We start from the raw sequence: 20982 nt of genomic DNA, 5'->3' as shown, positions 1-20982 counted from the left end.
GGCGGTGGGCCGGGTGGGCGGCGGCGCGATCGAGGCGGAAGCGGCGGCTTGCTGAGGGCCGAGGGCTGGGGGCTGGGGCTTGAGGCCTGAGGGCTAGGGGCTCACCCCCGCTTCGGCGTCGTCACTACCACCAACTCGGTCCCGTCCTCCGACAGCGTCAGCTCGGCGGTCAGCGCCGCCAGCTCCCCGAGCCGGTGCAAGTGCGTGCCGCCGCAGGCGATCTCGATCGTGCGCTCCGGCAGCTCGCAGACCCACTGCCGCCGGGCCGTCAGTTCCGGTCCCGGGGTGTCGATACGCACCGGCGCGTCCTGGCCCAGCCACTCGGCCAGCCGGGCGTTGATCTTCGCCGTCAGCTCCGGCAGGGCCTCGCGCAGCCCTTCGGGGTCGAAGCCCTTCTTACGGAGCGATTTGCCGAGGCGGTAGCGGTCGGTGCTGGCGTCCAGGCCGATACGCGAGGTGTCCATCGCCAGGCTGTCGAAGTCCGGGTGGTCCAGGCCGTCGGTGCGGGCTTCCTTGCGCCAGCGGTCGGCCAGGGCCTCGTTCAGGGCCAGGGCCATCAGGTGGCAGCCGGTGTGCGCGGCGGACAGGGCCGCGCGGCGGGCTTCGTCCACGCGCAGTTCGATCGTTGTGCCGGGGGCCGGTGCCTCGGTGCCGTCGAGGACGTGGACGGCCAGCCACTGCCAGCTCTCATCGCCCCGCCGGACCGGGATGTCGGTGCCGACCGCGAACTCGCCGTCGGGGCCGACGCCGCCGGTCAGGCAGTCCGTCACCGCGTACTCCACCCCGTCGGCGGCCAGCGCGCCGGTGTCGCCGGGCTGGTCCGGCCAGCTGTGGTCCAGAGGGTGGAACGGGGTGCTGCCGACGATCACGCCGGTGCCGGCCGGCAGCGGCCGCACGGCCAGGACGGTCGCGGTCCCGGTGGTGGCGCCGGCGGGGAAGGTGACGTGGGTGGTGGTCAGGTCTGCCATGGCGCCATCGTCTCATCGGGGGCGGCGCGGGAGAGAATAGGCGCATGCGCGCGGTGGTCCAGAGAGTGAGCGAGGCGTCGGTGACGGTGGCCGGCGAGGTGGTCGGGGCGATCGAGGGGCCGGGGCTCGCGGTTCTGGTCGGGGTCACCCATGACGACACAGAGGCCAAGGCCGCGCGGTTGGCGCGCAAGCTCTGGGGTCTGCGCCTGTTCGAGGGCGAGAGCGGCGAGCCGGGCAGCGAGGTGTCCTGCTCCGACTCCGGTGCGCCACTGCTCGTGATCAGCCAGTTCACGCTCTACGGCGACGCGCGCAAGGGCCGCCGGCCCACCTGGAGCGCCGCGGCGCCCGGTCCGGTCGCTGAGCCGCTGGTCGACGCGGTGGTCGCCGAGCTGCGGGGGCTCGGCGCGAAGGTGGAGACCGGACGGTTCGGGGCGGATATGAAAGTGGCGCTCGTCAATGACGGTCCTTTCACCGTCATCGTCGAGATCTGAGATTTCCGTAAAGGTGGGGAAGTACCTGCTCACCACTTGGTGACGGGGTCTGTTCGGCCGGGCCCCGGCTCTATATCATCATCGACAATCACGCCCTGGTCGCGGGATTTCCTTGCACTTCCTGGCGTCTTCTTCGGCGAGGGCTGAGGTCATGATGAGACGTACCCCGCGCAGACTGACCGTTTCGGTGCTGACGATCGGCTGCTTCCTGGCCGCGACCATGACGGCGCGCGCCGACCAGCTCTCCGGCGGCGTCTCCGCCGAAGGCGCCGTCCACTGCGCCACCGCGCCGCCCGCGCCGAACCTCCCGCCCGGCGACGCCGATCCGGATCTGCTGTGGCCGCAGCAGCAACTCGGCCTGGGCCAGGCCGGCGTCTGGTTCCTGACCCGCGGCAAGGGCGTCACGGTCGCGGTCCTCGACACCGGCGTCGATCCGTCGAACCCGGTGTTCGCGCCGGACGCGGTGCTGCCCGGCCCGAGCGTCGTCGACCCCGGCGGCGAGGCCGACTACGACTGCGACGGCCACGGGACCGCGGTCGCGGCCATCATCGCCGGGAAGCAGAACGGGCTGTTCGGCTTCACCGGCGTCGCGCCCGAGGCCCAGATCCTGCCGATCCGCCAGACCTACACCGCGGACACGCCCGGCAGTTCTGTGAAGCTGGCCGACGCGATCCGCACCGCGACCGCGGCCGGGGCCCGCGTCATCAACATCTCGATCGGTGTCACCGAGGACTCGCCCGAACTGCGCGTGGCGGTGCAGAACGCGCTCGCCAGCGACGTGCTGATCGTCGCCGCGGTCGGACCGGGGCCGAAGACGTATCCGGCGGCGCTGCCGGGGGTGCTGGCCGTCGGCGGGGTCGACCGCACGGGCAAGGCGTTGCCGCACGGGAACGGGGTCATGGTCTCGGCGCCGGGTGGGCCGCTGACCGTTCCGCTGGCCGGGTACTCGGAAGGGCTCACGACGCTGGCCGGCCCCGGTCTGGCCGCGCCGTTCGTCTCCGGCGTCGCGGCCCTGGTCCTGTCCGACCGGCCGACCCTGCACAACTGGCAGGTGGTGCGGCGACTGGAGGCGACGGCCGACCAGCCGGCGGCGGATCCGGCGGCCCCGGCCCCGGCCGCCACCTCGGCCACGCTGAACCCGGCAACCGGCTACGGAGTCGTCGACCCCTATCGCGCCGTGAGCCAGGACCTGCCGAATGAGGCGCGCCCGGATCCGTCGGTCGGCCCCGGGGTCATCGTCTCGCCGGCCGAGGCCGCCGTGCCCGGCCACGACCGGAGCGCGTCCCGGATCGCCCTCGCGGCGAGCGCGGCCGGAGTGCTCGCGCTGGCCGCGCCGGTGGCTGTGGTCGCCTCGCGCCGGGGGCGGCTAAAGGGCTCGCGCGCCGGAGTATGAGGTGACATAGGGTCGGCCCCGTGACCTCCATCAACGAAATCGCCGAAGACTATGTCGCCCGCTACGTCGAACTGGACCCGCAGTTCGCGACCGACCTAGGTGTCACCGGGCATGACCACGAGCTCACCGACTACTCCCTGGATGGCTTCGCCGAGCGCAACACGCTGACGGCGTCCACCCTCGCGGCGATCCGGGCCCTGGAGTCCGCTGATGAGAACGAACGCGTGGCCAAGGAGGCCATGCAGGAGCGGCTGGCGCTCGCCGTCGAGACCTACGAGGCCGGCGACGACACCTCCTCGTTGAACGTGCTCGCCAGCCCGATGCAGGCGGTGCGCTCGGTGTTCGACCAGATGAGCACCGAGGGTGAGGAGAACCACGCGAACATCGCCAAGCGCCTGGCGGCCGTGCCGGCCGCGCTGGAGCAGCTGAAGGCGACGCTGGCCGACTCCGCGGCCAAGGGCCGCACCTCGGCCCGGCGCCAGGTGCTGGCCTGTGCGAAGCAGGCGAAGGACTGGAACGGCGAGCTGGGTGCTGAGAACTTCTGGACCGGTCTGGTCCAGCGCACGGGGGCCGGCGGCGCGGTGCGCGGCGACCTGGACCGCGGCGCCGAGGCCGCCGCCGCCGCGACCGCCGACTTCGGCCGTTTCCTCACCGAGCAGCTGCTGGCCACCGCGCCGGAGAAGGACGCCGTCGGCCGCGAGCGCTACCAGCGTGCCTCGCGCGAGTTCCTCGGTGACGTCATCGATCTGGAGGAGACGTACCACTGGGGCCTGGACGAGGTGGCCCGGCTGCGTGCCGAGATGAACGCGACCGCCGAGCGCATCGTGCCCGGCGGCTCGCTGAAGGAGGCGCTGGCCGCCCTGGACGCCGACCCGGCGCGGCAGATCGCCGGTGCGGACAACTTCCGGGCCTGGATGCAGGAGAAGTCCGACGCCGCCGTCGAGGCGCTGGCCGACGTCCACTTCGACATCCCCGAGCCGGTGCGCCGGCTGGAGTGCATGATCGCCCCGACCCACGACGGCGTCATGTACTACACGCCGCCGTCGGAGGACTTCGCGCGGCCCGGCCGCATGTGGTGGTCCGTGCCCGAGGGCCAGACCGAGTTCGCCACCTGGCGCGAGACCACGACGGTCTACCACGAGGGCGTCCCGGGCCATCACCTGCAGTGCGCGCAGACCGCGTACCGCAAGGACGTGCTGAACCGCTGGCAGCGCTCGATGTGCTGGGTCTCCGGCCACGGCGAGGGCTGGGCGCTGTACGCCGAGCGGCTGATGGACGACCTCGGCTACCTGGCCGACCCGGGGGACAAGCTGGGCATGCTCGACGGCCAGATGATGCGCGCCGTGCGGGTGGTCGTGGACCTGGGCATGCACATGGAGTTCGAGATCCCGGCCGGGACCGACTTCGGCAACGGCGTCGACCACGGCGGCCGGCGCTGGACTCCGGAACTGGGCTGGGAGTACATGACGGCGAACGTCAACACCACCGAGGCGCAGCTCGCCTTCGAGCTGGACCGCTACCTCGGCTGGCCGGGACAGGCGCCGGCGTACAAGATCGGCGAGCGGATCTGGCTCCAGGCGCGGGACGACGCCAAGGCGCGCAAGGGCGCCGACTTCGACCTGAAGACCTTCCACCGGCAGGCTCTGGACCTCGGCTCGATCGGGCTCAAGCCGCTGCGCGAGGCGCTGGAGCGGCTGTAGTCGCGGCTGTATTCACGGCACTGATATCAAGTATCCGATGCCCCCGGCCCACGTTGACCGGGGGCATCCGGTGTTCTAGCGTCGGGGGCCATCCGACGAAGGGGGAGTCGGGATGGCGGCGGTGGTGGCCCGGTTCGCGGCGTTGGTCAATGAGGAAGCGGCCGAGTACTCCTTGGCGAACGACACGTCCGCGTTCGGCGGGCGTTTCGATCCACGGTCCTTCGGCGGTCGGGCGGTGCTGGACGAGCATCTCGGCGGCCGCGGCTCGGTGGCGGTGCTGCGCGCGACCTTCGGATACGACAGGACGCCGCCGGAGAACCTGCCGCCGAACGGTCGTTTCGCAGGGTTCGAAGGCGTGACGCATCGCGCGTTCCTGGATGGCGAGTCCCGGCTGATGGTCTGGCCGTATCCGATGTCCGGCGGCCCGGGGCAGCGGGTGTCGCCGCAGAAGCTTGACTACTGGACGGACGCGCCCTCGGCGACACCGGGACACCGCCGCCGGACATCCCGCCCGCCGAGCAGTCGCGGATCGACCTCGCGATCTGCGCGAAGATCGGTGGCTTCCGCGGCCGGGAGCACGTGGACTGGCTGATCCGGCAAGGCGAGGGGGCGGCGTCCAGGGCCGGTCAGGTAGTGAGCTGACACGGTCGGCTGACATGGCCGCCGACCCGATGGGCTGACTCAGTGGGCTGATCCGCCTCTACGACCGCAGAGCCCGGATTCTCAAATCCGGGCTCTTTTTCTTCCCGCACTACTGTGCAGTGTGTAGTACTGTGGTCCGCACAGGAGGGGCGATGGATTCCACACAACTGCTCAAAGGCGTCCTGGACTCGGCGGTGCTCGCGGTCCTGGTCGACGAGGACGGCTACGGCTACGACATCGTCCGCAGGCTGCGGGTCGCGGGGTTCGAGGACATCGGCGACGCGTCGGTCTACGGCACGCTGCGGCGCTTGTACGCCAACGGATATCTGACGAGTTACGTGGTGCCCTCGGAGTCGGGGCCGCACCGCAAGTACTACGGGGTGAACGCCAGCGGGCGGGCCCAACTTAAGGAGTCCACGGCGACGTGGCGGGTGTTCGCCGGGGTCATGGACCGGCTGCTCGGAGCGGAGAGGGGAGATCGGGTATGAGTTCCCAGGGGTTCGAGGGGTTGGGCGGCGGTAGCGCGGACGACGGCCGCGGAGCCGACGGAGCCGAGGAACGGAGCAGCGGCGGCGAAGGATCCGGCGGTCGAAGCGGCGGCCTCGGCGGCGAGGGCTTCGGTGGCCGAAGCGGTGACTCCGGCGGCGCGAGCTTCAGTAACGGTGCTGATGACTCGGATGGCCGGAGCAGCAGCCGCGGCGGTGAAGGATCCAGTGCCCGGAGCAGCAGCGCCCGCGGCGACGAGGTGGCGGGCTACGCGGCCGAGGTGCGGGCGCAGTTCGCCGACCTCCCGGCCGCCGAGAGCGCCGAACTGTTGGAGGACCTTGAGGACCACCTGCGCGAGGTCGCGGCCGAGGGGACCGGGACGCTGCGGCAGCGGCTCGGTGCGCCGGCGGTGTATGCCAGGGAGCTGCGACAGGCCGCGGGACTGCCCGAGCCGGGCGAGGGGAACGGCTCGGGCGGCACGAAGTCCGCGGCGGGCGCCGCGATGTCGTGGACCCGTGTGTTGCGGGCCAGTGCGCGGAACCTGGTGGCCGAGGCCGAGCGGCGGATCCGGCTGAATCCGGCCGGGGTCGCGGTCCTGGACTTCCTGCCCTCGCTGCGGCCCGCCTGGTGGGTGTTGCGTGCGTGGGTCGCGGTGCGGGCGCTGCAAGTGATGACGACGGACGTCGACACCTGGCAGGGCTTCTCGCTGATCCCGCGCGTCGGCTACAGCACGCTGATCGGCACCATGTGTCTGTTGGCTGCGATCCCGGCCTCGGTATACGTGGGCCGACGGAACTACGAGGGCGGGTGGCCGCGCCGGCTGATGCTGGTGGGCCAGGGCGCGGCGGTGGTGTTCACGGTCGGCATGGCGCTTTCGGCTGTCCACAACGAGAACGACGACGGCAACACGGCGTCCTTTAACAACGCGTCCGCACAGATGCAGGCGCAGGCGCAGGCGCCGGAGCCGCAGGCGGGGCTCAGTGAAGCCGGCAAGCCGATCACGAACTTGTACGTCTACGACGAAAGTGGCAAGCCGCTCGCCGGTGTGCTGGTCTACGACCAGGACGGTCAGCCGGTGATCACCTCGCCGGGCGCGGACGGCAATGGCAACAGCCGGGCCGACGGCCAGGTGTGGTTCGACGCCCACGGCCAACTCGTTCCCAACGCTTATCCGCAGCAGCTGCTGGAACGGCAGTTTGAAGACGACGGCGGCCTTCACTTCGTGGTGGTCCCGCCGCCGGCGGTGACCGTTCCCCAAGGCGGCCTGAGCCACCAACCGGACGCGGGTGCGCCACAGGGCTCTGCGACACCGTCTGGCTCGACACCGTCTGGCTCCACACCGTCAGGCTCGGCCTCCACGCCGGGCCCGACACCGGCCACACCCACCACGTCTTCGGGCGGCGCCCCGACCACCCCGACATCCCCTACTCCGCCGCCCACCTCGCCGTCGGCGCCGAACACACCCGGTGACGTCAGCGGAGCGCACACCACCCCCGCGCTCCCGTCGACCCCGAATCCGCCGGGCGCGACACACTAGCTCTTCACACACGCCCGCTACGGTGGGCCCGTGACAACTACCGGCGGCCCCGCGCGGGTCCTCGTGGTCGACGACAGCGATGCGATCAGGGCCCTGATCCGGATCAACCTGGAGCTGGAAGGCTTCGAGGTCGCCGAGGCCGCCTCGGGCGCCCGGTGCCTGGAGTTGGTGCCGGGCGCCGACGTGGTCACGTTGGACCTGCTGCTCGCGGATTCCGGCCCCGGCGGGCTGGACGTCCTGCGCCGGCTCAAGCGGGATCCGGCGCTGGGCCGGCCCCGGGTGGTCGTGGTGACGGCCGCGGCGCTGCCGGAGGACCGGCGGCGCGGCGAGTCGGCCGGGGCCGACGCCTACATCACCAAGCCGTTCGAGCCGGTGGATCTGGTGGACACGGTGCGGGCGCTGGCGTGCCCGGGCGGGCCGTGGGCGTAGGCCGCCGACATAGGCCGCCGACATAGGCCGCCGCGGTAACCCGCGCGGCGTGGGGATCCCGGTCCCGTAATCTTGACCGGGTGACTCCCGAGCAGCTTTCCCAGGCCGTCCTCGACACCGTGCACGCCGCCGTCGCCGACGGCGCGCTGACCCTGAGCGCGGTCCCGGCGACCGTGACCGTCGAGCGACCGAAGAACCGCGACCACGGCGACTACGCCACCAACGTCGCCCTCCAGCTGACCAAGGCCGCCGGCATGCCGCCGCGCGCGCTGGCCGAACTGCTCGCGGACCGGCTGCGCAAGGTCGAGGGGATCGCGGGCGTCGACATCGCCGGACCCGGGTTCCTGAACCTGAAGCTGGCCGCCGGCGCGGCCGGCGAGGTGGCCAAGACCATCGTCGAGCAGGGCGCGGCCTACGGCCGGAGCCAGACCTTCGTCGGCCAGAATGTGAACCTGGAGTTCGTCTCGGCCAACCCGACCGGCCCGCTGCACCTGGGCCACACCCGGTGGGCAGCGGTCGGCGACGCGCTCGGCCGGCTGCTGGAGGCCGCCGGTGCCGACGTCACCCGCGAGTTCTACATCAACGACGCCGGCAACCAGATGAACAACTTCGGCCTGTCGCTGGCGTTGCGGGCGAACGGGCAGGACGTGCCCGGCGGGCAGGGCCTGTATGAGGGTGCGTATATCAAGGATCTGGCTGAGGTCATCCTCGCGGAGCACCCGGTCCTGACCCAGATGCCGCAGGAGGCGCAGGTCGAGGCCTTCCGCACCGCCGGGTACAAGCTCCAGCTGCGGCTCCAGCAGGAGTCGCTGGAGAAGTTCCGCACGCACTTCGACGTCTGGTTCTCCGAGCGCTCGCTGCACGACTCCGGCGCCGTCGAGGGCGTCGCCGACCGGCTCGCCGAGCAGGGGCACGTCTTCGAGCAGGACGGCGCGGTCTGGCTGCGCACCACCGACTTCGGCGACGACAAGGACCGGGTCATCGTGCGCTCCAACGGCGAGCGCACCTATTTCTCCGCCGACTGCGCGTACTACCTGGACAAGCGGGACCGCGGATTCTCGCCGTGCATCTACATGCTCGGCGCCGACCACCACGGCTACGTCGGCCGGCTCAAGGCGCTGGCCGCTTGTTCCGGCGACGACCCGGAGCAGGACATCGAGGTCCTGATCGGCCAGTTCGTGAAGATGGTGAAGGACGGCGAGGAGGTCAAGCTCTCCAAGCGGACCGGGAACATCGTCACGCTGGACGACGTGATCGAGCTGATCGGGGTGGACGCGGCGCGGTACGCGCTGGCGCGGTCCTCGACCGACAACGAGCTGGTGCTGGACGTGGACCTGCTCACGACCAACGCTCCCGAGAACCCGGTCTGGTACGTCCAGTACGCACACGCCCGCACCTGCGCGGTCAAGCGCAACGCCGCGGAGCTCGGCCTCGACAAGGGCGCGGCCGAGGACTTCGACCCCAAGCTTCTCGTCCACCCCCGCGAGGAGGAGCTGCTCGCGGCGCTCGCCGAGTTCCCGCGCGTCATCGCTCAGGCAGCGGGGCAGCGCGAAGTCCACAAGGTGGCGCACTTCCTCGAGGATCTGGCGAAGAAGTACCACGGCTGGCAGTCGGAGAAGAAGGACTGCCGCATTCTGCCGATCGGCGATGAGAAGCCGACCGAGCTGAACCGCGCGCGCCTGTGGCTGCTGGAGGCCACCCAGACCGTCCTGCGCAACGGCCTGGACCTCCTCGGCGTCTCGGCACCTGAGCGCATGTGACAAATCGGACCTGAAGTAGGGAACACTCTCGGTCCATGAGCAGAAGCGCGCACCCCGCCGGGCCCCGCTACGCCGACGTCCTGCCCGAGGGCGGCCACGGCGCCGCCCCGGCGGACGTCAACCGGCTGGACCGGAAGATCTGGCCCGGCGGGGTGGCGCGCGACGCCGACTCCGGCGCGCTCAGCTTCGCCGGGGCCGACGTCCGGGAGCTGGCGCGGGAGTACGGCACCCCGGCGTACCTGATCGACGAGGACGACTGGCGGCGCCGGGCCCGGGAGTGGGTCGAGGCGTTCGGTGCGGACGCCGACGTCTTCTATGCGGGCAAGTCCTTCCTGTCGGTGGCCATCGCCAAGTGGGCGGCGGACGAGGGGCTGCACCTCGATGTCTGCTCCGGCGGCGAACTGGCGGTCGCGCTGCGCGCCGGGTTTCCCGCGAGCCGTCTGGGCTTCCACGGCAACAACAAGTCCGTCGCCGAGCTGGAGCGCGCGGTGGACGCCGGGGTCGGCCGGATCATCGTCGACTCGCACGACGAGATAGAGCGACTGGCGGCCATCGCCGCCGACCGGGGCGTCCGGCAGCGGGTCATGGTGCGGGTGACCGCCGGCGTCGAGGCGCACACCCACGAGTTCATCGCCACCGCGCACGAGGACCAGAAGTTCGGCTTCTCGCTGGCCGGCGGCGCGGCGGCGGAGGCCGTCACGCGCATCCTGAAGCACGCCGAGCACCTGGAGCTGACCGGGCTGCACTCGCACATCGGCAGTCAGATCTTCGACACCGCCGGGTTCGAGGTGGCCGCGCACCGGCTGACCGAGGCGCTGGCCGCGATCAGGCGGGACCACGGGATCGAGCTGCCCGAGCTGGACCTCGGCGGCGGGCTGGGCATCGCCTACACCGAGGCCGACGACCCGGCGCCGGTCGCCGAGATCGCGGCCCGGCTGAAGGAGATCGTGGCCCGGGAGTGCGACGCCGCCGGGCTGGCGCACCCGCGGCTGTCCGTCGAGCCCGGCCGGGCCATCGCCGGTCCCCCCGGGATCACGCTCTACGAGGTCGGCACCGTCAAGCCGCTGCCCGGCCTGCGCACCTACGTCTCGGTGGACGGCGGCATGTCCGACAACATCCGCACCTCGCTCTACGACGCCGAGTACACGGTCTCGCTGGTCAGCCGGGCCAGCCGGGCCGAGGCGGCGCTGACCCGGGTGGTCGGCAAGCACTGCGAGTCCGGCGACATCGTGGTGCGCGACGCCTGGCTGCCCGGCGACACCGCGCCCGGCGACCTGCTGGCGGTGGCCGCGACCGGGGCCTACTGCCGCTCGATGGCCAGCAACTACAACCACCTGCTCAAGCCGCCGGTCATCGCGGTGAAGGACGGCGCGGCGCGGGTCATCGTGCGCCGTGAGACCGAGGACGACCTGCTCGGGCTGGACCTGGGCTAGCCGGTTGCTAGTACGCTCGCATATTCCACATCCCGGACCACGGGTTGTCGAGGAGTGGGATTCGGCCAGACTGACAGGACACCGTGCCGTGCTCGCCGATGCGTACGGCACCGATCGAGGCGATGGGGTTTGCGATGCGTACTGAGCCGCTGAAGGTGGCACTGCTGGGCTGTGGGGTAGTCGGCTCGGAAGTCGCGCGCCTGATGACGGCCAACGCCGCCGACCTGGCCGCGCGGGTCGGGGCCCCGCTGGAGCTGGCCGGGATCGCCGTGCGCCGCCCGAACCGGACCCGCGAGGTGCCCGGGGTGGACCCGAGACTGTTCACCACGGACGCCGAGGCGCTGGTCAAACGGGACGACATCGACCTGGTCATCGAGGTCATCGGCGGGATCGAGCCCTCGCGCGCGCTGATCCTGGCCGCGCTGGAGTCCGGCAAGTCCGTGGTGTCGGCGAACAAGGCGCTGCTCGCCGAGGAAGGCGCGAGGCTGTATCAGGCCGCCGAGAAACACGGCGCCGACCTCTACTACGAGGCCGCGGTCGCCGGCGCCATCCCGCTGGTGCGCCCGCTGCGCGAGTCGCTGGTCGGGGACCGGGTGCACCGGGTCCTGGGCATCGTCAACGGCACCACCAACTTCATCCTGGACCGGATGGACACCACCGGCGCCGGCTTCAGCGAGGCGCTGGAGGAGGCCACCGCGCTGGGCTACGCCGAGGCCGACCCGACCGCCGACGTCGAGGGCTTCGACGCCGCCGCCAAGGCCGCGATCCTGGCCGGGCTGGCCTTCCACAGCCGGGTCACCGCCTCCGACGTGTACCGCGAGGGCATCACCGAGGTCACCGCGGCGGACATCGCCTCGGCCCGGGCGATGAACTCGGTGGTGAAGCTGCTGGCCATCTGCGAGGTGGACCCGGTGGCCGGCAAGGTCTCGGCGCGGGTGCACCCGGCGATGATCCCGCGCAGCCATCCGCTGGCCGGCGTGCGCGAGGCCTACAACGCGGTGTTCATCGAGTCCGAGGCGGCCGGGCAGCTGATGTTCTACGGCCCCGGTGCCGGCGGCGCCCCGACCGCCTCGGCGGTGCTCGGCGACCTGGTGGCGATCGCCCGGAACAAGGTGACCGGATCGCGCGGGCCCGGGGAGTCGGCGTACGCCGGGCTGACCGTGCGGCCGGTCGGCGAGGCCAAGACCCGCTACCACATCAGCCTGGACGTGGACGACAAGCCGGGCGTCCTGTCGGCGGTGGCCGGTATCTTCGCGGAACAGGACGTATCGATCGCCACGGTGCGGCAGTCCGGGCGCGGCCTGGACGCCCAGCTGGTGATCGTGACGCACCTGGCCCCGGACGCGGCACTGACCGCGACCGTGGCCCGGCTGCGGGCGCTCGACTATGTACGTGACGTGTCCAGCGTCATGCGTGTGGAATCCGAATAATCCCTCCCCATGAATAAGAGGAGCTGGCGGACATGGCTTGGCGAGGCGTGATCGAGGAGTACCGACAGTGGCTGCCGGTCGACGCCGGCACGCCCGTGGTCACGCTGGGCGAGGGCGGCACGCCGCTGCTGCCGGCGCCCCGGCTGTCCGCGCTCACCGGGTGCGAGGTGTTCGTCAAGGTCGAGGGCATGAACCCGACCGGCTCGTTCAAGGACCGCGGCATGACCACCGCGATCTCGCTGGCCAAGCAGGCCGGGGCCGAGGCCGTGGTCTGCGCCTCCACCGGCAACACCAGCTCCTCGGCCGCCGCCTACGCGGTGCGCGGCGGGCTCAAGCCGGTGGTCCTGGTGCCGGCCGGCAAGATCGCGCTGGGCAAGCTGGCCCAGGCGCTGGCGCACGGCGCGACCCAGCTGCCGGTCGAGGGCAACTTCGACGACTGCCTGCGGCTGGCCCGCGAGTTGGCGGCCAAGTACCCGGTCGCGCTGGTGAACTCGGTGAACCCGGTGCGGCTGCAGGGCCAGAAGACGGCCGCGTTCGAGATCGTCGACGTCCTCGGCGACGCGCCGGACATCCACGCCCTGCCGGTCGGGAACGCCGGGAACATCTCCGCGTACTGGCTCGGCTATCAGGAGTACGCGAAGGAGGGTCCGGCGACGCGGACCCCGCGGATGTTCGGCTTCCAGGCCGCCGGCGCCGCTCCGCTGGTGCACGGCGCGCCGGTCGAGCACCCGGACACCATCGCCACCGCCATCCGGATCGGCAACCCGGCGTCGTGGGATCTGGCCGTCGCCGCGCGCGAGGCCTCCCGCGGTGTCATCGAGGCGGTGACCGACGAGGAGATCCTGGCCGCGCACCGGGTGCTGTCGGCCGAGGAGGGCGTGTTCGTCGAGCCGGCCTCGGCCGCGGGCGTCGCGGGCATCCTCAAGTCGGCTCAGGCCGGCCGGCTGGAGGCCGGGCAGCGGATCGTCATCACGGTCACCGGGCACGGGTTGAAGGACCCTGAGTGGGCGGTCAAGGCCGCGCCGCCGCTGCCGGATCCGGTGCCGGCCGAGGTGACGGCGGTGGCCGAGGCTCTCAGCCTCACCTAAGGAATGTTCTGATATAGCTGAGCGCTCGATCCCTCAGCACGAACGGAGCACAATGCCGAGCCCTGTCTTCCGAGCCGCCCCGGTGCGCGTCCGCGTCCCGGCCACCAGCGCGAACCTCGGACCCGGCTTCGACTCCCTGGGCCTGGCGCTCGGGTGGTACGACGAGGTGATGGTCCGGATAGCCGACGCCGGGCTGCGGGTGGACGTCGCGGGGGAGGGCGCCGACACGGTCGCCCGTGACGAGGGGCACCTGGTGGTGCGGGCCATGCGCGCCGCGTTCGACCGGCTCGGGGCCCGCCCGCCCGGGCTGGAGCTGGTCTGCGCCAACCGGATCCCGCACGCCCGGGGCCTGGGCTCCTCGGCGGCGGCGATCTGCGCCGGGATCGTGGCGGCCCGGGCGCTGACCGTCGGCGCGACGCTGTCCGATGACGAGGTGTTCCAACTGGCCGCCGAGCTGGAGGGCCATCCGGACAACGTGGCGGCCTGTCTGCGCGGCGGCTTCACCATCGCCTGGTTGGACCAAGCGGGTGAAATCTCCGACGCCGCCGCCGACACCGCGCGGGTGCTGCGGGTGGAGCCCGCCGAATCGGTGCGGGCCGTGGCGTTCGTCCCGGAGGCGGGGCTGTCGACCGAGGTCGCGCGCGCTCTGCTGCCCAAGCTGGTCCCGCACGCCGACGCCGCGCGCAACGCCGGCCGGACCGCGCTGCTGACCGCCGCGCTCACCCAGGGCCGCGCCGACCTGCTGCTGGCCGCGACGCAGGACCGGTTGCACCAGGACTACCGCGCACCGGCCATGCCGGGGGCGGCCGCGCTGATCGCCGAACTGCGGGCCGCCGGGCACGCCGCGGTGGTCTCCGGCGCCGGTCCGACCGTTCTGGTTCTGACGACGGAAGACCAGGTGGAGGCGGTGATCAAGGTCGGTACCGCGGCCGCCCCGGCCGGCTGGCGGGCGCTCGGCCTCGCCGTCGACGCCGCCGGTGCGGTATCCTTGAACGCGACCGAAGGCGCGGGGCGCGGAATGGATTCCGGCACAGATATCGGTACAAATATCGGTACGGATATCGGCAAGGATTCAAACCCACGCCACGGGGGACTGTGAACATGAGAGCAGCGCCCGCGTATGGTTTTCCTTGGGACGGCGCACAGCTCGGCGTCCCGTTGACCACCACGAGGTGTTACTCTCCTGTCGAGCACCTACGTCTCCACTGGTGAGCGACAGCGCGACTCCTCCTCCCTTGGCGGGCACGACCGTCGGCGGCGGAACTTCGCGCGAGTGCGGTCTAGGTATCCCCGTGTGAAAGCATCCGCGACTGACCTGTGTCGAATGTGTCAAACACAGCGTCGGTCACGTGCGGGTACCTGTATCGCGGCTTTGGTTCCAAATTCAACACAGCTCTTCACAACCAGCACCTGTCCCCGGCTCGAAGTGGTCCTCCACGGAGTACTCAGCGCGGTCGGCGACCAGGAAGGATCGCTTCGTGAGCGACACCACGACTGAATCCCCCGCCACCGCCCCCGCCGGGCGCGCCGGCAAGGGGTTGTCCTCGATGCTGCTCCCCGAGCTTCAGGCGTACGCCGTGAGCCTGGGGATCACCGGCACCGCGCGGATGCGCAAGGGCCAGCTCGTCGAGGCAATTCAGGAGAAGAACGGCGGGGCCGGCAAGGCCGAGCCCGCCGCCGCGGCGGCGCCCGCGCGGACCACCGCGCGCCGCACCAGCCGCACCGCCGCCGCGGTCGAGAAGGCCGCCGCCCAGGTGCAGGGCTCTGACGTCCGCGCCGACATCCCCGAGCAGCCGCAGCGCGAGCGGGTCGAGAAGGCCGCGGCCGAGCCGGCGGCGCGTGCTGAGCGCGCCGACCGTGCCGAGCGCGCCGCCGACCGCCCGGAGCGCGCCGAGCGCGCCGCCAAGGCCGCCGAGAGCGCCGTGGCCACCGCCGAGGGTCAGGCCCCTGCGACGGCCGCCGCGGCCACCGCCACCGCCGAGTCCGGCCAGTCCGGCTCCGGCCAGGGCGACGGTGACCAGCAGCGGGGCCGCCGGGAGCGGAACAACAACAACCGCCGGGAGCGCGGCGACCGGGGCGGCCGCGACGGCGCCGGCGAGCGTCAGGGCGACCGTCAGCAGGGCTCCGGACAGCAGGGCTCCGGACAGCAGGGTTCCGGACAGCAGAGCTCCAGCCAAGGCTCCGGCGGCGGCAACCAGAACCAGAACTCCGGCGACGACTTCGACGACCGCCGCGGCAACCGCCGCACCCGGGACCGCAACCGCAACCGCGAGGACCGGCAGAACCGCCGCAACCGCGGCAGCCGCAACGAGGGCGGCGGCGACGTCGACACCACGATCAGCGACGACGACGTCCTGATCCCGGTCGGCGGCATCGTCGACATCCTGGACAACTACGCCTTCGTGCGGACCTCGGGCTACCTGCCCGGCCCCGACGACGTCTACGTCTCGCTGGCCATGGTGCGCAAGAACGGTCTGCGCAAGGGCGACGCGGTCACCGGCGTGATCCGGGCCCCGCAGGACGGCGAGCGCCGCGAGAAGTTCAACGCCCTGGTGCGGCTGGACTCGATCAACGGCCTGGAGCCCGGAGCCGCCCGGCAGCGCCCGGAGTTCACCAAGATGACTCCGCTGTACCCGCAGGACCGGCTCCGCCTGGAGACCGAGCCCGGGATCCTCACCACGCGCATCATCGACATGATCGCGCCGATCGGCAAGGGCCAGCGCGGTCTGATCGTGGCCCCGCCGAAGACCGGCAAGACCATGATCATGCAGGCCGTCGCCAACGCGATCACCCAGAACAACCCCGAGTGCCACCTGATGGTGGTGCTGGTGGACGAGCGGCCCGAAGAGGTCACCGACATGCAGCGCTCGGTGAAGGGCGAGGTCATCGCCTCGACCTTCGACCGTCCGGCCGAGGACCACACCACGGTCGCCGAGCTGGCCATCGAGCGGGCCAAGCGGCTGGTGGAGCTCGGCCACGACGTGGTGATCCTGCTGGACTCGATCACCCGCCTGGGCCGCGCCTACAACACCAGCGCCCCGGCCTCCGGCCGTATCCTCACCGGCGGTATGGACAGCCAGGCGATGTACCCGCCGAAGAAGTTCTTCGGCGCGGCGCGCAACATCGAGAACGGCGGCTCGCTGACCATCTTGGCCACCGCCCTGGTGGAGACCGGCTCCCGCCTCGACGAGGTGATCTTCGAGGAGTTCAAGGGCACCGGCAACATGGAGCTGCGGCTGGACCGCAAGCTCGCCGACAAGCGCATCTTCCCGGCGGTCGACGTCGACCCGTCGAGCACCCGCAAGGAAGAGCTGCTGCTCGGCGCCGAGGAGCTCAGCATCGTCTGGAAGCTCCGCCGGGTGCTGCACGCGCTGGACCAGCAGCAGGCGATGGAGCTCCTGCTGGACCGGATGAAGAAGACCAAGTCGAACGCCGAGTTCCTGATGACCATCCAGAAGACCGCGGTCGGTCCTCAGGAGTAAACCGTTCAGGAGTAACGGTTTCGACCGGAATTAAGTAAGGTGGCCGGGGTGACGATCACCCCGGCCACTCATCCGTACGGACCGCATCCCTCCCAGGTCGCCGACCTGTTCGTGCCGGACGGCGAGGGACCGTTCCCGATCGTGGTGCTGATCCACGGCGGGTTCTGGCGCACTCCTTTCGACCGCGAGCTGATGGAACCGCTGGCCGAGGATCTGGCCGAGCGCGGGTTCGCGGCGTGGAACATCGACTACCGCCGGGTCGGCGACGGCGGGGGCGGCGAGGCCTGGCGCGTCACCCTGGACGACGTCTCGGCCTCCCTGGACCAACTGGGCGCCCTGTCCGCCGACTTCCCGCTGGACACCGACCGCACGGCCCTGGTCGGCCACTCGGCCGGCGGCCACCTCGCGCTGTGGCTGGCCTCGGAGTTCCAGGTCCGCGCCGCGGTCTCGCAGGCCGGCGTGGCGAACCTCTACGACGCGGCCCACGAGCGGCTCGGCGTGGGCTCGGCGCGCGAGGGCCTGGGGGTCCTGGACGTCCCGGCCGCCGTGGAGTTCCTGGGCGGCACCCCCGAGGAGGTCCCGGACCGCTACGCGGCGACCTCGCCGTCGGCGCTGCTCCCACTGGAGACCCCGCTGCTGCTGGTGCACGGCGACGAGGACGAGCGGGTCCCGATCTCCCAGTCGCGGAACTTCGCCGAGGCGGCCCGCGAGGCCGGGGACCAGGTCGAACTCGCGGAGTTCGCCGGGATGGCCCACCGCGCCGTGCTGGACCCCGCGCACGACAGTTGGGCGCGCACCCTGGGTTTCCTGGCGCGGGTCCTGACCCCGTCGGCCTGACCGGGCCTGACCAGGGGTGGAATAAGCACCCCCCGGCTGCCGTTAAGATGGTTCGTCGGTCCCGGTTCACCCCAGACGATGGAGACCCGGCGGCCACTGACCCCAAGGAGCTCCAAATGAAGCCTGACATCCACCCGAGCTATCAGGTCACGACCGTGACCTGCGGTTGTGGCGCCACGTTCCAGACCCACAGCACTGCCCCGAACGGCGTGATCCACGCCGAGGTGTGCTCGCAGTGCCACCCGTTCTACACCGGCAAGCAGAAGATCCTCGACACCGGCGGCCGCGTGGCCCGCTTCGAGGCTCGTTTCGGTAAGAAGGACGCCAGCAAGTAGCGCGTGCGGCGGCGCCGGTGCCGTGGACCCCAGGTCCGCTGGCTCCGGCGCCGCCGTCGCGTTTGTGGGGGGTCGGGTTTTGCTGGCAGCTACTTGAGGACGTGACATGTTCGAGGTCATCGACGACCTGCTCGCCGAGTACGCCGAGCTGGGGACGAAGCTGGCGGACCCGTCCGTCCACGCTGACCAGGACGTCGCGCGCAAACTCGGCAAGCGCTACGCCGAACTCGGCCCGATCGCCGAGACCTACCGCGAGTACCAGAGCGTCGGCGAGGACATCACCGCCGCCGAGGAACTGGCCACCGAGGACCCCGCCTTCGGCGAGGAGATCCCCGGGATGCAGGAGCGCCGCACGGTGCTCGAGGAGCGGCTGCACAAGCTGCTGATCCCGCGCGACCCGATGGACGAGAAGAACGTCATCCTGGAGATCAAGGGCGGCGAGGGCGGCCAGGAGTCGATGCTGTTCGCCGGCGACCTGCTGCGCATGTACATGCGCTACGCCGAGCGTCAGGGCTGGAAGACCGAGGTCCTGGAGTCGACCGAGTCCGACCTCGGCGGCTACAAGGACGTCCAGGTGGCGGTCAAGGGCCGGGTGAACGAGGCCGGCGAGGGCGTCTGGGCCCGGCTGAAGTACGAGGGCGGCGTGCACCGCGTGCAGCGGGTCCCCGTCACCGAGTCGCAGGGCCGCATCCACACCTCGGCGGCCGGCGTCCTGGTGCTGCCCGAGGCCGAGGACGTCGAGGTCGAGATCAATCCCAACGACCTGCGCATCGACGTCTTCCGCTCCTCCGGCCCGGGCGGGCAGTCGGTGAACACCACCGACTCCGCGGTCCGCATCACGCACCTGCCGACCGGCGTCGTGGTCAGCTGCCAGAACGAGAAGTCGCAGCTGCAGAACAAGGAGTCGGCGATGCGCATCCTGCGGGCCCGCCTGCTGGCGGTGGCCCAGGAGGAGGCCGACAAGGAGGCCTCGGACGCGCGCAAGTCGCAGATCCGCACGGTCGACCGCTCCGAGCGCATCCGCACCTACAACTTCCCGGAGAACCGCATCAGCGACCACCGGGTCGGCTACAAGTCGTACAACCTGGACCAGGTGCTCGACGGCGACCTGGACGCGGTGATCCAGGCCTGCGTCGACGCGGACACCGCCGCGAAGCTCGCGGCCGGGGGCAACTGAGACGGCGGGCGGACCGGTGAGCGATACCACTCCGGTGGCAGAGGAACCGACGGCGGCCGGGCAGCAGCCCGCGACCGGGCAGCCGGTGGCGGCGGGCGGGCAGTCGGCGCCCGGCGCCGCGAAGCCGTTGTCGCTGCTGCGCGCCGAGATCGCGCAGGCGTCGCTGCGGCTGGCCGAGGCCGGCGTCGGTTCGCCGCGCCATGACGCCGAGGAACTGGCGGCCTGGGTGCACGACGTCCGCCGCGCGGAGCTGCACACGGTTCCCGACCACGACTTCGACGCCCGGTACTGGGAGGTCATCGCCCGCCGCGCGAACCGCGAGCCGTTGCAGCACATCACCGGCGCGGCGTACTTCCGGTACCTGGAGCTGGCGGTCGGCCCCGGGGTCTTCGTCCCGCGTCCGGAGACCGAGGTGATGGTCGGCTGGGCCATCGACAAGCTGCGGGCGCTGGACGTCGCCGAACCGCTGATCGTCGACCTGTGCACCGGCTCCGCGGCGATCGCGCTGTCGATAGCGCAGGAGGTCCCGCGGGCCCGGGTCCACGCCGTGGAGCTGTCGGACGACGCCTACACCTGGGCCTCGCGCAACATCGCGGCGTCCGAGGCCGGGGAGCGGGTGACGCTGCACCTCGCGGACGCGGTCACGGCGCTGCCGGAACTCGACGGCCGAGTGGACGTCGTGGTCTGCAACCCGCCCTACATCCCGCTGACCGAGTGGGAGTACGTCGCCCCCGAAGCCCGCGACCACGACCCGGAACTCGCGCTCTTCTCCGGCCCCGACGGCCTGGACCTGATCCGCGGCCTGGAGCGCACGGCGCAGCGCCTGCTCAAGTCCGGCGGCTGGACCGCGTTCGAGCACTCGGACAAGCAGGGCGGCGAGGTGCAGCGCATCTTCTTGGAGGAGCGGGGCTGGGCCGAGGCCTCGGACCACCGGGACCTGACGAACCGGCCGCGGTTCGTGACGGCCCGCAAGGGCTGAGGCGCGGCCGGCGGATTCCGGGCCCTCCCGGGTCCCCGGTCACCGCACGCGGGGGGACGTTACCGGCTTTGAACCACGCACCCCCCGCCGGACAGTAGACTCACGCCCCATGAGCCGCCGTTTCGACTGCACCGACCCCGAGCAGCGCAAGACCGGTCTGCGGGAGGCGGCCAGTGCCGTCCGGCGCGGGGAGCTGGTGGTGCTGCCGACCGACACGCTCTACGGCATCGGGGCCGACGCGTTCACCAACTGGGCCGTGCGGGCGCTGCTGGAGGCCAAGGGCCGCGGGCCGGCGATGCCGAGCCCGGTGCTGGTCCCCTCGCCCGCCACCCTGCACGGCCTGGTGGCCGGCATGCCCTCGGTGGGCTGGGAGCTGGTCGACGCCTTCTGGCCCGGCGGCCTGACCATCGTGGCGATGCACCAGCCCACCCTGACCTGGGACCTCGGCGAGACCCGCGGCACCGTCGCGGTCCGCATGCCGCTGCACCCGGTGGCCATCGAACTGCTCACCGAGACCGGCCCGATGGCCGTCTCCAGCGCCAACAAGACCGGCATGCCGGCCGCGCAGACCGCGGTGGAGGCCCAGGACCAACTCGGCGACTCGGTCTCGGTCTACCTCGACGCCGGCAAGGTCGGCGGCGAAGGCGGCGCCAGCTCCATCGTCGACGTCACCGGCACCGCCCCGCTCCTGCTGCGCGAAGGCGCCCTCACCTTCGACCAGCTGCGCGAAGTGGCCCCGACGCTGACCCGGGCCGAGTAGTCGCCGACATCCGAGGGCGCTGGGAGGGATCAGGGTGGGGAAGCAGGGGACGGAC

At 71.7% G+C, this 20982-nt stretch carries 19 protein-coding genes; 18 read left to right on the top strand and 1 reads right to left on the bottom strand.

What is annotated here, in order from left to right:
* Positions 1–101: 101 nt before the first annotated feature.
* Positions 102–968, bottom strand: a complete 867-nt coding sequence (locus tag KGQ19_RS37610; protein WP_212018314.1) for an alanyl-tRNA editing protein — start codon at positions 966–968, stop codon at positions 102–104.
* Positions 969–1012: 44 nt separating this feature from the next.
* Here KGQ19_RS37610 and dtd point away from each other — a divergent pair, with 44 nt between their 5' ends.
* The 18 genes from dtd (at position 1013) to KGQ19_RS37520 (ending at position 20927) form a co-directional block, all read left to right on the top strand.
* On the top strand, positions 1013–1459 hold the full coding sequence (gene dtd / locus KGQ19_RS37605) for a D-aminoacyl-tRNA deacylase (protein WP_212018312.1): 447 nt from the start codon (positions 1013–1015) through the stop codon (positions 1457–1459).
* A 151-nt stretch (positions 1460–1610) separates the two neighbouring features.
* On the top strand, positions 1611–2852 hold the full coding sequence (locus tag KGQ19_RS37600; RefSeq protein WP_212018310.1) for a S8 family serine peptidase: 1242 nt from the start codon (positions 1611–1613) through the stop codon (positions 2850–2852).
* A gap of 20 nt (positions 2853–2872) precedes the next feature.
* Positions 2873–4552, top strand: coding sequence for a DUF885 domain-containing protein (locus KGQ19_RS37595; RefSeq protein WP_212018308.1), 1680 nt, complete (start codon positions 2873–2875; stop codon positions 4550–4552).
* A 112-nt stretch (positions 4553–4664) separates the two neighbouring features.
* Positions 4665–5144, top strand: a complete 480-nt coding sequence (locus KGQ19_RS37590; protein WP_212018306.1) for a hypothetical protein — start codon at positions 4665–4667, stop codon at positions 5142–5144.
* Between the two features lie 202 nt (positions 5145–5346).
* On the top strand, positions 5347–5682 hold the full coding sequence (locus KGQ19_RS37585; RefSeq protein ID WP_212018304.1) for a PadR family transcriptional regulator: 336 nt from the start codon (positions 5347–5349) through the stop codon (positions 5680–5682).
* Positions 5679–7217, top strand: a complete 1539-nt coding sequence (locus KGQ19_RS37580) for an HAAS signaling domain-containing protein (protein WP_212018302.1) — start codon at positions 5679–5681, stop codon at positions 7215–7217. The genes KGQ19_RS37585 and KGQ19_RS37580 overlap by 4 nt, the downstream gene beginning before the upstream one ends.
* A gap of 30 nt (positions 7218–7247) precedes the next feature.
* Positions 7248–7646, top strand: coding sequence for a response regulator transcription factor (locus tag KGQ19_RS37575; RefSeq protein ID WP_212018299.1), 399 nt, complete (start codon positions 7248–7250; stop codon positions 7644–7646).
* An 80-nt stretch (positions 7647–7726) separates the two neighbouring features.
* Positions 7727–9406: an arginine--tRNA ligase gene (gene argS, locus KGQ19_RS37570; RefSeq protein WP_212018297.1), complete on the top strand. Its 1680-nt coding sequence runs from the start codon at positions 7727–7729 to the stop codon at positions 9404–9406.
* 35 nt (positions 9407–9441) lie between these two features.
* Positions 9442–10839: a diaminopimelate decarboxylase gene (gene lysA, locus KGQ19_RS37565; protein ID WP_212018294.1), complete on the top strand. Its 1398-nt coding sequence runs from the start codon at positions 9442–9444 to the stop codon at positions 10837–10839.
* Positions 10840–10973: 134 nt separating this feature from the next.
* Positions 10974–12269: a homoserine dehydrogenase gene (locus KGQ19_RS37560; protein WP_212018292.1), complete on the top strand. Its 1296-nt coding sequence runs from the start codon at positions 10974–10976 to the stop codon at positions 12267–12269.
* A gap of 32 nt (positions 12270–12301) precedes the next feature.
* Positions 12302–13357, top strand: coding sequence for a threonine synthase (gene thrC, locus KGQ19_RS37555; RefSeq protein ID WP_212018290.1), 1056 nt, complete (start codon positions 12302–12304; stop codon positions 13355–13357).
* Positions 13358–13409: 52 nt separating this feature from the next.
* Positions 13410–14456, top strand: a complete 1047-nt coding sequence (gene thrB / locus KGQ19_RS37550; RefSeq protein ID WP_212018288.1) for a homoserine kinase — start codon at positions 13410–13412, stop codon at positions 14454–14456.
* Positions 14457–14835: 379 nt separating this feature from the next.
* Positions 14836–16839 carry a transcription termination factor Rho gene (rho, locus tag KGQ19_RS37545; RefSeq protein ID WP_212018286.1) on the top strand — a complete coding sequence of 668 codons (2004 nt, stop codon included), beginning with the start codon at positions 14836–14838 and terminating at the stop codon, positions 16837–16839.
* Between the two features lie 48 nt (positions 16840–16887).
* On the top strand, positions 16888–17676 hold the full coding sequence (locus KGQ19_RS37540; protein WP_212018284.1) for an alpha/beta hydrolase family protein: 789 nt from the start codon (positions 16888–16890) through the stop codon (positions 17674–17676).
* 116 nt (positions 17677–17792) lie between these two features.
* Complete coding sequence (rpmE, locus tag KGQ19_RS37535; RefSeq protein WP_212018282.1) at positions 17793–18011, top strand: 50S ribosomal protein L31; 219 nt, start codon at positions 17793–17795, stop codon at positions 18009–18011.
* Between the two features lie 106 nt (positions 18012–18117).
* Positions 18118–19188 (top strand): peptide chain release factor 1, encoded by a 1071-nt coding sequence (gene prfA, locus KGQ19_RS37530; protein ID WP_212018280.1) that lies wholly within the window; start codon positions 18118–18120, stop codon positions 19186–19188.
* Between the two features lie 127 nt (positions 19189–19315).
* On the top strand, positions 19316–20167 hold the full coding sequence (prmC, locus tag KGQ19_RS37525) for a peptide chain release factor N(5)-glutamine methyltransferase (RefSeq protein ID WP_230420038.1): 852 nt from the start codon (positions 19316–19318) through the stop codon (positions 20165–20167).
* 109 nt (positions 20168–20276) lie between these two features.
* The gene (locus tag KGQ19_RS37520; RefSeq protein WP_212018277.1) at positions 20277–20927 is read left to right on the top strand and encodes an L-threonylcarbamoyladenylate synthase; all 651 of its coding nucleotides are present in this window, start codon (positions 20277–20279) and stop codon (positions 20925–20927) included.
* Positions 20928–20982 lie beyond the last annotated feature (55 nt).

It is taken from the genome of Catenulispora pinistramenti (genome assembly GCF_018274385.1).
Taxonomy (GTDB): Bacteria; Actinomycetota; Actinomycetes; order Streptomycetales; family Catenulisporaceae; genus Catenulispora; species Catenulispora pinistramenti.
This window is presented reverse-complemented; position numbering and strand designations above follow the sequence as displayed.